The sequence below is a fragment of the Mesorhizobium sp. P2_E7 genome, from assembly GCF_056403855.1.
In genome coordinates, this window is record NZ_JBFUER010000001.1 from 2,722,249 (window position 1) to 2,734,303 (window position 12,055).

Consider the following 12,055-nt stretch of genomic DNA (forward strand, 5'->3'; position numbering starts at 1 on the left):
ATTCAGGTCAGGCCGAGCCGAGAATGGTGGCTTCCGAGAACCGGAGCGGAGCGTACTTGCAGTACGTGAGCACCGGAAGCGCAGGAAGCCGCCGTTCGCAGACCGGCATCACCTGAATATCGATAGGCCTTAAGGAGCACAGGCCGACTGCGGCATCGGCTCCAGCCGATAGACCTTGTCGTCCGACTTCGTCTTGCCTTCCGCCGCCTTCGAACACATGTCGACAATCGCCAGGCTGCTGTTGGGGTTGGCCAGCATCATGGTGCCGTTGGCGCCGCGCTTGAGGTAGATTTCCTTTTGGCTGATGTCGCACGAAAAATTGCTCATCTTCGAACTGGCCGCGCAGCGCCACTGGTCCGCCTCGCCCTGGCAGGAATAGGTCTGGGTGACCTTGGCTCCGCTCTTCCTGGTGGTCACCGAAACGGCGATGTCGGCGCCGTCGGGCCAGTTGGCGACATCGCCGCCTGAGGCAAAGGACGCCAGTTCGACCGGTCCGCGGAATACGCGGATCGACTGCGTCACCTGATCGGGATGAGAGGAGAGATGCGCGGCATCGTAGTCGCGCCCGAAGCAGAAAGGCTGGTCCGGCTTCAGCCGCTCGCGCAAAGGCGCGCCAAGCGCCGGATCGATCGGATCGATCTTGGCGAATTCGGCCTTGCAGGTTGCGACCGGCATCAGGTCGAGGCGGAAATTGTCGTCCTCTGAGCCCAGCGCCTGCCGGTCATACTCCGCTTCGCCCAGCTCGTCTTCCGATCCGGCGTCGAGATAGAGATCGGACGAGACATCGGTGAGGATCAGGCGGCCTTTGTCGTCGAGCTTCAGGGAAGCCATGGTGCGGTCGCAGTCCATGCCGCAGCGGATCGGGCCTGATTTGCCGTCCTCGGACTCGTGATTGCACCAGCCGCCGGCCCATTGCGGCGTCTTGGCGCCGCGCACGGTGGTGGTGAGAAAACCATTGTACGAGGTATCGGCGTTTGCCATCGGCTCCTCGTTCGGCCGGCTCACCGGATCATGGCCATAGAGGAAGAAAATCCGCGCCACCTTTTGCTTCGGATGGGCCTTGAGGTGCGCCGCGTCATAGACGCGGCCGAAACAGGCATCGGCGCCATTCGGGCTGAGTTCGGGCAGTTTGAGCGCATCGTCGGCAACGGCCGGACCCGCAAGCGCGCCGAGCAGCATGGCGCCAAATCCGGTGCCAGCGAAATTCTTCCACTTTCTGAACGTCATGTGACCCCTCCCTCGCATCGACAGGACGTAACGTCAGTTTATGCTAGGATCATGGCCGCAGCCACGCAATTTGCGGTGAGCGCCAGGACGAGGAGGATGCCATGCGCCGACGCGACATGTTCCGGGCCAGCCTTGCCGGCGCCGCCGGCCTGTTCGGGTTGAGCCGAGCGGCCGCCGCCGAAGACAGGCCGAAGGTTGCCTATCACCTCAGCGATGTCGACAAGGTCAATTTCGTGCTCGGCAACATCAAGAACCACTATGAAGGCACCGGCGGCAATGTCGACATCGTGCTGGTCGTCCATGGTCCAGCCCTTGCCGCCTTCAAATCGAAAGGCATATCGGCAGCGATTTCGGGACGCTTCGCCGGCCTGGTGCAGCAGGGTCTTGAGCCGCACGCGTGCGGCAACACCATGAAAGGCATGGAGATCACGCTTGCCGACCTGCTCGAGGGCTTCCACGCCGCCGACAAGGGCGGCGTCGTCAAGCTCGCCGAGTTGCAGCGCCAGGGTTACGCTTATCTCAGGCCATAGCCGGGGCTTGAACAGGAGGGCTGCGAGCGCCTACGAAGGACGGGCAGAAATTCCCGGAGAACCGACGTGCCCGCAACCCCCACCCTCGTCATCCCCGATCTTGCCGGCAAGGCGGTGCTGGTCACCGGCGCCTCGACCGGCATAGGCGCCGCCCTTGCGCTGGCCTATGCCGCGCAGAAATGCCGGGTCGCGCTGCATTACAATTCGAGCCACGAGGCGGCCGAGAAGCTGGCCAAGACCATCCGCGATGGCGGCGGCGAGGTGTTCCTGACCCAGGGCGATTTCTCAGCTGCCGCCGATGTCGAGCGTGTCGTCGAGGAAAGTGCGCAACATTTCGGCCGGCTCGACGGGCTGGTCAACAATGCCGGCGGTATGCTCGGCCGCGTGCCCTATGCCGAGCAGACCGAAGCGCACTACGACGCGGTGATGGACCTCAACGCCCGCTCGGTATTGACCGCGTCACGCAAGGCCATGCCATGGCTGAAGAAGCAGGGCGGCTTCATCGTCAACACCTCGTCGATCGCCGCGCGCAATGGCGCCGGTGGCGGCGCCGGGCTCTACGGATCGGCCAAGGCCTTCGTCTCCAACGTCACCCGCGGCATGGCCAAGGAACTGATCGGCTTCGGCATCCGCGTCAACGCGGTGGCGCCCGGTACCATCCTGACGCCATTCCACGAGCGCTATTCCACCGACGAACAGATCAAGGGCATGGTTGCCACCATTCCGCAGGGGCGTGCCGGCACCGCCGAAGACTGCGTCGGCGCCTATCTGTTCCTGTCGTCCGACCTCCTGAGCGGCTACATCACCGGCCAGGTGATCGAGGTGAACGGTGGCCAGTTGATGCCTTGAGCCGTCAACTGCATACTACGCCTCGCAACCATGCACGTTCTGCGAGCGTTGCTGAGTTTTGAAGGGGAGACGTAAGGCAATGTACGGACTGATCGGCAAGATGCGGGCGGCGCGCGGCCAGCGCGACGCGATCATGGACGTCCTGCTCGCCTCGACCGGCGCCATGCCCGGCTGCCTGAGTTATGTCATCGCCCGCGATCCGGCCGATGCCGACGCGATCTGGGTGACTGAAGTGTGGACCGACGCCGCGAGCCACAAGGCTTCGCTGCAGCTGCCCGAAGTCCAGGCGGCGATCGCCAAGGCGCGGCCGATCATCGCCGGCTTCGAATTCCAGGTCGAGACCCATCCCGCCGGCGGCTTCGGCCTGGCCGAGACCAAAACCGGCTGACATCCCAAGCAACGCGGACCCTGAATGCTGTTCGCGGGCGGGGTTCGCATTTCTCTTCTCCAGGTCTAAGACCCTGATATGGACTCCTCGCCAGAACAGCCGGCAGTCGAACGCATGGCACGCATGCGTCCGGTCCGGCAGTGGCTGGTGCTGCTGATCTTCTCGTTGCTGTTCGCCGGCGCTCTGGAATACGCCGCACTGCCTGCGGCGCTGCTGATCGGACCGATGCTGGCGGCGATCCTTGCCGGCACCAATGGTGCCACGGTGCGCGTGCCGCGCCCGCTGTTCGGCGCCGCTCAGGCCGTCGTCGGCTGTCTGGTCGCGGCGTCGATCTCGGCCGACATCTTTTCGGTTTTCTACAAGGAATGGCCGCTGTTCCTCGTCGTGGTGCTGGCGACCCTTGCGGCGTCCAGCCTGCTCGGCTGGCTGATCAGCCGCTGGCGCATTCTGCCCGGCACCACGGCGGTCTGGGGCTCGTCGCCGGGTGCTGCCACCGCCATGGTTCTGATGGCCGGCGCTTTCGGCGCCGACCAGCGCCTCGTCGCCTTCATGCAGTATCTGCGCGTCATCTTCGTCTCGATGACCGCGGCGCTCGTGGCCAAGATGTGGGTCGACACATCAGGCGTTGAAATCCCAGCCATTGTCTGGTTCCCGCCGATCGACGCAAAGGCCTTTGCCGCCACGCTCGGCGTGGCGCTGATGGGCGGCCTGCTCGGCCGACTTTGCCGGCTGCCCTCACCCTTCTTCCTCGGCACCTTCATCTTGGGCACCATCGTCCATCTCGGCTTTGGCGTGGCGATGCAATTGCCGCCATGGCTGCTGGCGCTCTCCTATGGGATGGTCGGCTGGTCGATCGGTCTGAATTTCACCCGGGCGATCCTGCGCCATGCGACGCGGGCACTGCCGCAGATCGTCGGCTCGATCGTCGTGCTGATCGCCTTTTGCGGCGGGCTTGCTTGGCTGATCAGCCATGTCCTCGGCATCGATCCACTGACCGCCTATCTCGCAACCAGCCCAGGCGGCATGGACAGCGTCGCCATCATCGCCGCCGCGGCGCAGAACGTCGACATATCCTTCGTCATGGCGCTGCAGTCGGCCCGTTTCCTGGTCGTGCTCATCGCCGGACCGAGCATAGCGCGGCTGGTGGCGAGAGCCGTCAGGGACTGAGCTTCAAAAATCCAGGAAGAGGAAAATTGCCCATGAACCGTCGCGTGAATGCTGTCGATCTCTCAGGCCGTGTCGCCGTGGTGACCGGCGGCGCGCAAGGCATCGGCCTTGCCGTTGCCCGGCGCCTGCTGTCGTCGGGCGCCAGCGTGGCCATCTGGGATGTCGACCAGGCCGCGATGAAGAACGCCGTCGCCGAACTCGCCCCGCTCGGTCGGATCGAGGCTTTGCTGTGCGATCAATCGCTGATCGAGGCCGTCGATCGCGCCGCCACCGAAACCGAGCGTTCGCTCGGTCCGGTCGATCTGCTGGTCAACAATGCCGGTATCGCCGGGCCCGCGGCAACCGTGGTGGACTATGATCCAGTCGCATGGCGCCAGATCATCGACATCGACCTCAACGGCGTCTTCTACTGCTGCAAGCGCCTGGTGCCCGGCATGATCGCGCGCGGCTACGGCCGCATCGTCAACGTCGCCTCGGTGGCCGGCAAGGAAGGCAATCCCAATGCCGCCGCCTATTCCGCCGCCAAGGCTGGCGTGCTGGCGCTGACAAAATCGCTCGGCAAGGAACTCGCCGGCCACGACATCGCCGTCAACGCTCTGACGCCGTCGCCTGCCCGCACCCGCATCCTCGAGCAGCTCACCGAGGCGCAGGTCGCCTACATGCTGGGCAAGGTGCCGCGCGGCCGGTTCGTCGAAGTCGAAGAGGCGGCCGCCATGGTCGCCTTCATGCTGTCGGACGAGAATTCCTTCACCACCGGCGCGACCTTCGACCTGTCCGGCGGCCGCGCCACTTACTGAGAAGCAGAGCTATTCCTCGCTGTCTTCGTCATCGCCATCGGCGCCGCGAAGGACTACGAGCCGCTCAGTGCCGCGGCAAGCCGGTCAGGAAGGAAATCAACGAAGGCGCGCACCTTCGGCGCCAGATGCCGGTTGGACGGCCACAGCAACCGGAACTGGCCGCGGCCGTCGACGTGATCGTCCAGCACGGTGCGCAGCATGCCGTCGCGCAGAGCCTCGCGCACGAGGAAATCGGGCATCGAGCTGATGCCAAGTCCCGCCATCGTGGCGCCCTTCAGCGCCTCGGTATTGTTGCAGGTCAGCATCGAACGGACCTGCGGCTCGGCACTGCCGCCGATGAACGGCCAGCCCTGCAGCTTGCCGCTGTTGGGAAAGCGGAAGCGTATGCCGTAGTGGTTCACGAGATCGTCCGGTCCGCTCGGGTTGCCGTGCAGCTCGATATAGGAAGGTGCCGCGCACAACAGCAGCCGGAAGGGCGCAAGCGGCCGCGCCACGAGACGGGAATCCGGCAGGTCTCCGCTGCGGATTGCGATGTCGACACCTTCGTCGATGAGGTCGACGATGCGGTCGTTGAAGTCGATGTCGAGTTCGATTTCGGGATAGCGCGCCATGAACTCCGACAGCACCGGGAACAGCAGGTGATAGGTCACGATCGGCGTCGACACACGCAGCCGTCCATGTGGCGTTTCCCGTGTCCGCGACAGCATTGCCTCGGCATCGTCGATGTCGTCGAGGATGCGCCGCACCCGCTCGTTGAACAGCTTGCCCTCTTCGGTCAGGCCGATGCGGCGGGTGCTGCGCTGTAAAAGCCGCACACCGAGGTCCTGTTCGAGCCTGGCGACGCTCTTGCCAACGGCCGATGCCGAGATGCCGAGCGTTCGGCCGGCGGCGATGAAGCTGCCGAACTCTGCCGTGCGGGCAAAGGCCAGAAGGCCGTTGAGGCGTTCCATCACATCTCTCCATTCGAGCGTTTCAGTCCGGTATATATGGAGATTTAATACTATTTTTCTGGAAGTGTCGCCAGCCTATCTTCTCGTCACGACCGGTGCCGCGCTCCCAACGGCAGGCCGGCGGATCCTGCTTCAGATAGGAAAATCCATGACTTCGAAGACCATAAACGGCGCGGCCGCGCCATGGCTCGTTCTGCTGTCCGTATGCCTTGCCGCCATGACCATGCCCTTGACCTTCACCGGCCCGGCCGTCGCACTCTCGCGCATTGCGGCCGATCTCGGCGGCAGCCCGATCGCGCTCAACTGGGTGACGAACGCCTTCATGCTGACCTTTGGCGCCACCCTGATGGCGCTGGGCGCGCTCGCTGACAATCATGGCCGCAAGCGGATGTTCCTTGTTGGCCTCGGCCTCTATGTCCTGGCCACGCTGGGCGCGATGCTGGCGCCTGACATCGTCTGGTTCGACACACTTCGGGCTGCGCAAGGGCTCGGCAGCGCCGCCGCCTTCGCCGGCGGCGCCTCCGCGCTTGCCCAGGAGTTCGAGGGCCAATTGCGGTTGCGCGCCTTCTCTTTCCTCGGCACCAGTTTCGGCATCGGCCTCGCCTTCGGACCGATCGCATCGGGTCTCATCATCGAAGCCTTCGGCTGGCGGTCGATCTTCGTTCTGGTGGCAGCGCTTGCGATTGCTGCCGCTCTGCTCGGCCGGCGCACCATCAAGGAATCGCGCGATCCCGATGCGATCGGCCTCGACTGGGCGGGCGCCGGCACTTTCACCATCGCGCTGGCCACGCTGACCTATGGCGTGCTGCAGGCGCCGCAGATCGGGTGGAGCGATCCGCTCGTCGTCGCGCTGCTTGCCATCGCTGCTCTCTTCTTTGCCGCCTTCGTCATCGTCGAGCGGCGCGTGCGCCGGCCGATGCTCGATCTCTCGCTGTTCCGCTTTCCCCGCTTCGTCGGCGTCCAGTTTCTGGCGGCTGCCCCCGCCTATGGCTTCGTCGTCCTGCTCGTGCTGTTGCCGATCCGCTTCATCGGCATTGAGGGGATGAGCGAGATCAAGGCCGGGCAATTGATGATCTGCCTGTCGGGACCGCTGTTGATCCTGCCTCTGCTTGCCGGCCAGGTGGCGCGTTGGATCGCTCCGGCGACGATCTGCGGCGTCGGCCTGCTGATCGCCGCCGGCGGCCTTGTCTGGCTGAGCCTGACGCCGCCGGTCGCCATCGCCCTGGTGGCGCCGCTGGTGCTGATCGGCGTCGGCATCGCTTTACCCTGGGGGCTGATGGACGGGCTTGCCGTCAGCGTCGTGCCGAAGGAGCGCGCCGGCATGGCGGTCGGCATCTTCAACACCACCCGCGTCGCTTGCGAAGGTGTGGCGCTGGCGATCGTCATGGCTGTCCTGTCGGGTTTCACGTCAGCGCAATTGGCGGTCCAGGGAACAGCATCTTCCCCGAGCACAACCGCCGCCGCCCAGCTGCTGGTGACCGGCAACGTCGGCGAGGCGGCAGCCCGCTTGCCGGGAGCCGAAGCCTCGGTCCTGGTCCAGGCCTACGAGACGGCGTTCGACAGGCTGCTGATCGTGCTGGCGGCAATCACCATCGTCACCGCGCTTGTCGTCTTCCTCGGCCTGCGCCGCGGATCGACCGTGGAGCACGAAACCGTTCCGCTGCCGGTATGCCAGGAAGGATAGGCTAGCGCGGCGTCAGCTGATGACGAGGCTCGCTATGCGGTCGCCGTTCAGCGTGAAAACCATGTCCCCTTCGCCGTTGAAGCCATCGCCTTTGACGGCGATGCGGACGTGGTAGCTGCCATCGGCCTCGACGATGCTGACAATGCGGAGATTGGATTTCACGCCGATATTGTCCGACTGGTTCCAGCGCGCGATCTGCTCGCGGCCATGGAATGATCTACCCCAGTCGGTCAGGGAGGCATCCGCTGCGAACGTGTCGAGAAACGCTTGGGTGTCACCTTTATTGGTGGCCTCTACGAAACGGCGAATGGGCTCGGGTGCGGTCATCAATCTAGTCTATGCATCAGATCATCATCCAGCCAGCGGCCGAAGAAATAGACCAGCTGCTTGTGCCACCACGGCCAGTCATGGCTGACGTCGCCACCCCAATAGTCGACCCAGGCGGGAATGGATTTGTCGCGCAGGATCTGTTCCAGCCTGCGCGTCTCGACCAGCATGCGCTCTTCCCAGGCGCCCTGCCCGCAGCAGAAGATCATCCTCAGCGCCTTCAGCCGTGCCAGGAGCTTGGGATCGACGATGCCGGGCAGATAGTCGAGCGGCGAATTGTAGAAGATGTCGCCTTCCAGCGCCTTGCCGAAGAAGTCACGCGCCGAGTAGACGCCCGACAGCGCAATGACGCCGCTGGCGAGTTCGGGAAAGCGGAAGACGAAATTCGACGAATGGTAGCCGCCCATCGAGCAGCCGGTGAACAGCGGCTTCAGCTTGCGCCCGCCATTGGCTTGCTCGGCGGTCGCCAAAAGCTCCGGCAACGCCTCCTCGCGGACATAGCGGAAATAGGCCTCGTGGCGACCGATGCGGTGGGCGGCGTCGGCATGCTTGTTGAAGAAGGATTCTGAATCGATGCCGTCGACCGCGAACAGCTGGATGCGGCCGGTGTCGATGAATTCGGAGAGCGCGCCCACCCCGCCGGAATCCTCGAACTGATAGAACCGCCCCTGCGAGGTCGGGAACACCACCACCGGCCGGCCGGCATGGCCGTAGCGCTTGTATTCCATGTCGCGGCCGAGCTTTTCCGAGAAATGCTTGTGATAGGAAATGTCCATCGCGTCTAAGCCTTTTCCGCGTGGATATAGGCGACGGCTGCGCGCAGCGCCGCTTCGTCCTTGGAGCGCATCTGGTAGGCGTAATTTCCCATGGCGCGGCTGAAAACCTTTTCTATCGGCTGATGGTGGACGATCTTGTCGCGATGCGCGGCTAGCACGTCCTCATGGCTGTGCAAATAGTGGAGGTGGTGCTTACGGCTGGCATAGGCGGTGAAATACTTGCCCTCGTAGGGTCCGCCCGCGGCGTCCTTCACCACCATGTCGGCCCACGCCGCATAGACGTCGATGTCGAACGTGTAGTTGATCGCATCGGTCATCCAGGCGCCGGGCGGGCGCATATTGACTTCGAGTGCGATGACACGGTCCTTGGTCTCGAACAGCTCGATGTGGAAGAAACGCTCGCGCACGTCGAACGCTTTCAGGATCTTGCGGCCCGCCTCTTCCACCGCCGGGCGGATCCTGGGAAAGCAGGTGTAGCTCATGTGGCGGTCCTTGTTGACCACCTCCATGACGCTCTGGTCGTAGCGGTGGCTGGCGGCCAGCACCACCTCGCCGTCGCGGTTGACCAGCCCATCATAGGTGACCACCAGCCCTTCGATGAACTGCTCCATGACGAAGGTCACATCCTCGGGCTTGTCTCGGAAGAACTGGTCGAGCTCCTTGGCGTTGGAGATCTTGAAGGTGTTCGAGGCGCCCGAGCCCGAATCCGGCTTCACCACCACGGGGTAGCCGACGCGGCGGATGAAGGTCATGGCGCCTGCCCGGTCGGAGCATTTGCGCTGTGCGATGGTGTCGACGCCGCTCTTGCGGAAGAAGGCGCGCATGCGGCTCTTGCGCTTCAGATTCTTCACGAAGTCGAGCTTGGTGCCGTAGATGTTGAAGTCGGTGCGGATGTTGGCTTCCAGCTCCAGCCAATGCTCGTTGAGCGACTCGAAGCGGTCGATGCGGCCCCATTTGTGGATGAAATGGCCCATCGCCCGGAACACCGGATCGTAATCCTCCATGTCGGCGACGCGGTAGTATTCCGAAAGTGCCGCCTTCAGCTTGCCGTCCAGCGCCTCATAGGGCGCATCGCCGATGCCCAGCACCGTGGCGCCGGCCTTCTTCAGCCGGTCGCAGAAATCGGCGCCATTGGTGGGAAAATGCGGCGAGAAGAAAACGAAATTCATGGATAACCCCCTCGACGGCGAAGCATTGCGACCTCGGCCATTCGCAAGTTTGGCGCATTTGCCGCGCATGGGGAAGAGCGCTCGGGAGCGGTCGAAACGGCAGCCCACTTGCCTGTCCATGGCCGCTCCTGTAAGAAACCCGCCATGAACACGCGCCACACCTCCGTCGCTTCCCGTCCGACCGGCTTTGCCGGCGAGACCGTGCGCGCGCTGGCATCGACCCTGCTTCTTCTCGGCCTTATCGGCGATCGCCGGGTTCGCTGAAGGAGCGCCCGGCGGTCGAACCGCCGCTTACGCGCACGCTCCTTGGCCAGTTTCAAAATTGGCAATTCACATCAAGCGAACGAAAATCTGGTAAGGCGCAGCTCGCCCTAGAATCCGTCCGAAGACCGATCCGTGAGCCGCCGGGAGAACAAGACGATGAACGCACGAGAAGAGATCCGATCCGGCGACGCCGAAAGCGTAAAACGCGCGGCCGGCCATATGCCGGACGCCGCCCGCAAATACCAACCCTATCCGACCGTCGGCCTCACCGACCGCACCTGGCCCAACAAGGTCATCGACACGGCGCCGATCTGGTGTTCGGTCGACCTGCGCGACGGCAACCAGGCGCTGATCGATCCGATGGGCCATGAGCGCAAGGCGCGCATGTTCGCCCTGCTGCTCGACATGGGCTTCAAGGAGATCGAGATCGGTTTCCCCTCGGCCTCGCAGACCGACTTCGATTTCGCCCGCTGGTGCATCGAACAAGGCAATGTGCCGGCCGATGTCTCGCTGCAGGTGCTGGTTCAGTGCCGTCCCGAACTCATCACCCGCACCTTCGAGGCACTGGAGGGCGCCACCAATCCGATCGTGCATTTCTACAATTCGACCAGCGAGTTGCAGCGCCGCGTCGTCTTCGAGAAGGACGTCGGCGGCATCAAGCGCATCGCCACCGACGCGGCCAAGATGATCACCGACATGGCGGCCAAGGCCGGCGGCGGCTACCGCTTCGAATATTCGCCGGAGAGCTTTACCGGCACCGAACTCGAAGTCGCGCTGGAGATCTGCAACGCCGTCACCGAGATCGTGAAGCCGACGCCCGACAACAAGCTGATCATCAACCTGCCCTCGACGGTCGAGATGTCGACGCCCAACATCTATGCCGACCGCATCGAATGGATGTGCCGCAACCTCGACAACCGCGACAACCTGTTGATTTCGCTGCACCCGCACAATGATCGCGGCACCGGCATCGCCACCACCGAACTCGGCCTGATGGCGGGCGCGGACCGCGTCGAAGGCACGCTGTTCGGCAATGGCGAGCGCACCGGCAATGTCGACATCGTCACCCTGGCGCTCAACATGTACACGCAAGGCGTCGATCCCCAACTGGATTGCTCCGACATTAACCGGATGAAGGACGTCTACGAATATTCCAACCAGCTGAAGATCCCCGAGCGCCACCCTTACGTCGGCGAACTGGTCTACACCGCCTTTTCCGGCTCGCACCAGGACGCCATCAACAAGGGTATGAAGGCCTTGAAGAAGGCCAACACGCCGGTCTGGGAAGTGCCCTATCTGCCGATCGATCCGGCCGATGTCGGGCGCAGCTACGAGGCGATCATCCGCATCAACTCGCAGTCCGGCAAAGGTGGCATCGCCTATGTGCTGCAGGCCGACTACGGCCTCAATCTGCCGCGCAACCTGCAGATCGAGTTCAGCCAGGAGATCCAGGCGATCACCGACGCCGAAGGCAAGGAAGTGCCGGCCAAGCGCATCCATGACCGCTTCATCGAGACCTATGTCGACCAGCCCGGCGGTCGGATCAAATTCCTCGACCATCAAACCTATCCCGACACCGAGAAAAAGGGCCGGCGCGTGGTCGAGGCGGTTATCCTCGACAACGGCAAGGAGACGACCATCACCGGCTCCGGCACCGGCCCGATCGACGGTTTCGTCGATGCGCTGTCGCGCCATGTCGGCGTCGACATGTCAGTGCTCGATTATTCCGAGCATTCGCTCCAGCGCGGCTCGAACGCCTCGGCGATCTCCTATGTCGAGATGGAATATCCCGGCGGCAAGCTGTTCGGCGCCGGCATCAACACCAACATCGTTGCCGCCTCGCTGGAAGCCGTGGTTTCGGCCGCCAACCGCATCATCAGCCGCAAGGTCAGCTGATATTCTCCCGGGCGCCGTATGTCCGCGGCGC

At 63.8% G+C, this 12,055-nt stretch carries 12 protein-coding genes; 7 read left to right on the plus strand and 5 right to left on the minus strand.

Annotated elements, in window-relative coordinates; translation table 11 throughout:
- Nucleotides 1-129: 129 nt before the first annotated feature.
- Entirely contained in the window at nt 130-1,227 is a 1,098-nt protein-coding gene (locus AC1DYC_RS13445; RefSeq protein WP_477406950.1) for a hypothetical protein, read from the minus strand.
- Between the two features lie 101 nt (nt 1,228-1,328).
- Between AC1DYC_RS13445 and AC1DYC_RS13450 the strand changes: the two genes are divergently transcribed.
- From AC1DYC_RS13450 to AC1DYC_RS13470, 5 genes are all read left to right on the plus strand, one after another.
- Nucleotides 1,329-1,757 (plus strand): DsrE family protein, encoded by a 429-nt coding sequence (locus AC1DYC_RS13450; protein ID WP_477406952.1) that lies wholly within the window; start codon nt 1,329-1,331, stop codon nt 1,755-1,757.
- 66 nt (nt 1,758-1,823) lie between these two features.
- Entirely contained in the window at nt 1,824-2,606 is a 783-nt protein-coding gene (locus AC1DYC_RS13455) for an SDR family NAD(P)-dependent oxidoreductase (RefSeq protein ID WP_477406954.1), read from the plus strand.
- 79 nt (nt 2,607-2,685) lie between these two features.
- The gene (locus AC1DYC_RS13460; protein ID WP_436261115.1) at nt 2,686-2,994 is read left to right on the plus strand and encodes a putative quinol monooxygenase; all 309 of its coding nucleotides are present in this window, start codon (nt 2,686-2,688) and stop codon (nt 2,992-2,994) included.
- Nucleotides 2,995-3,072: 78 nt separating this feature from the next.
- On the plus strand, nt 3,073-4,161 hold the full coding sequence (locus tag AC1DYC_RS13465; protein ID WP_477406956.1) for an AbrB family transcriptional regulator: 1,089 nt from the start codon (nt 3,073-3,075) through the stop codon (nt 4,159-4,161).
- A gap of 44 nt (nt 4,162-4,205) precedes the next feature.
- Complete coding sequence (locus AC1DYC_RS13470; protein ID WP_477408290.1) at nt 4,206-4,958, plus strand: SDR family NAD(P)-dependent oxidoreductase; 753 nt, start codon at nt 4,206-4,208, stop codon at nt 4,956-4,958.
- A 53-nt stretch (nt 4,959-5,011) separates the two neighbouring features.
- On the opposite strand, the gene AC1DYC_RS13475 is transcribed toward AC1DYC_RS13470, so the two are convergent.
- On the minus strand, nt 5,012-5,908 hold the full coding sequence (locus AC1DYC_RS13475) for a LysR family transcriptional regulator (RefSeq protein WP_477406958.1): 897 nt from the start codon (nt 5,906-5,908) through the stop codon (nt 5,012-5,014).
- 148 nt (nt 5,909-6,056) lie between these two features.
- Here AC1DYC_RS13475 and AC1DYC_RS13480 point away from each other — a divergent pair, with 148 nt between their 5' ends.
- Nucleotides 6,057-7,592 (plus strand): MFS transporter, encoded by a 1,536-nt coding sequence (locus AC1DYC_RS13480; RefSeq protein ID WP_477406960.1) that lies wholly within the window; start codon nt 6,057-6,059, stop codon nt 7,590-7,592.
- A gap of 12 nt (nt 7,593-7,604) precedes the next feature.
- Here AC1DYC_RS13480 and AC1DYC_RS13485 read toward each other — a convergent pair whose 3' ends face one another.
- Genes AC1DYC_RS13485 through AC1DYC_RS13495 form a run of 3 tightly spaced genes read right to left on the minus strand, consistent with a single transcriptional unit; the run spans nt 7,605 to nt 9,864 of the window.
- Nucleotides 7,605-7,919 (minus strand): nuclear transport factor 2 family protein, encoded by a 315-nt coding sequence (locus tag AC1DYC_RS13485; protein ID WP_477406962.1) that lies wholly within the window; start codon nt 7,917-7,919, stop codon nt 7,605-7,607.
- Nucleotides 7,919-8,695 carry an esterase family protein gene (locus tag AC1DYC_RS13490; RefSeq protein WP_477406964.1) on the minus strand — a complete coding sequence of 259 codons (777 nt, stop codon included), beginning with the start codon at nt 8,693-8,695 and terminating at the stop codon, nt 7,919-7,921. The genes AC1DYC_RS13485 and AC1DYC_RS13490 overlap by 1 nt, the downstream gene beginning before the upstream one ends.
- Before the next feature lie 5 nt (nt 8,696-8,700).
- Nucleotides 8,701-9,864: an ATP-grasp domain-containing protein gene (locus AC1DYC_RS13495; protein ID WP_477406966.1), complete on the minus strand. Its 1,164-nt coding sequence runs from the start codon at nt 9,862-9,864 to the stop codon at nt 8,701-8,703.
- Between the two features lie 420 nt (nt 9,865-10,284).
- Between AC1DYC_RS13495 and leuA the strand changes: the two genes are divergently transcribed.
- A complete protein-coding gene (gene leuA, locus AC1DYC_RS13500) occupies nt 10,285-12,024 on the plus strand; it encodes a 2-isopropylmalate synthase (RefSeq protein ID WP_477406968.1) in 1,740 nt (579 codons plus the stop codon).
- The last annotated feature ends 31 nt before the right edge of the window (nt 12,025-12,055 follow it).

Excerpts from the sequence above, each read along its gene's own strand:
- AC1DYC_RS13460 (WP_436261115.1), top strand. The coding sequence starts at position 2,686 with ATGTACGGACTGATCGGCAAGATGCGGGCGGCGCGCGGCCAGCGCGAC.
- AC1DYC_RS13450 (WP_477406952.1), top strand. The coding sequence starts at position 1,329 with ATGCGCCGACGCGACATGTTCCGGGCCAGCCTTGCCGGCGCCGCCGGC.
- leuA (WP_477406968.1), top strand. The coding sequence starts at position 10,285 with ATGAACGCACGAGAAGAGATCCGATCCGGCGACGCCGAAAGCGTAAAA.
- AC1DYC_RS13495 (WP_477406966.1), bottom strand. The coding sequence starts at position 9,864 with ATGAATTTCGTTTTCTTCTCGCCGCATTTTCCCACCAATGGCGCCGAT.
- AC1DYC_RS13465 (WP_477406956.1), top strand. The coding sequence starts at position 3,073 with ATGGACTCCTCGCCAGAACAGCCGGCAGTCGAACGCATGGCACGCATG.
- AC1DYC_RS13480 (WP_477406960.1), top strand. The coding sequence starts at position 6,057 with ATGACTTCGAAGACCATAAACGGCGCGGCCGCGCCATGGCTCGTTCTG.
- AC1DYC_RS13445 (WP_477406950.1), bottom strand. The coding sequence starts at position 1,227 with ATGACGTTCAGAAAGTGGAAGAATTTCGCTGGCACCGGATTTGGCGCC.
- AC1DYC_RS13475 (WP_477406958.1), bottom strand. The coding sequence starts at position 5,908 with ATGGAACGCCTCAACGGCCTTCTGGCCTTTGCCCGCACGGCAGAGTTC.
- AC1DYC_RS13485 (WP_477406962.1), bottom strand. The coding sequence starts at position 7,919 with ATGACCGCACCCGAGCCCATTCGCCGTTTCGTAGAGGCCACCAATAAA.
- AC1DYC_RS13490 (WP_477406964.1), bottom strand. The coding sequence starts at position 8,695 with ATGGACATTTCCTATCACAAGCATTTCTCGGAAAAGCTCGGCCGCGAC.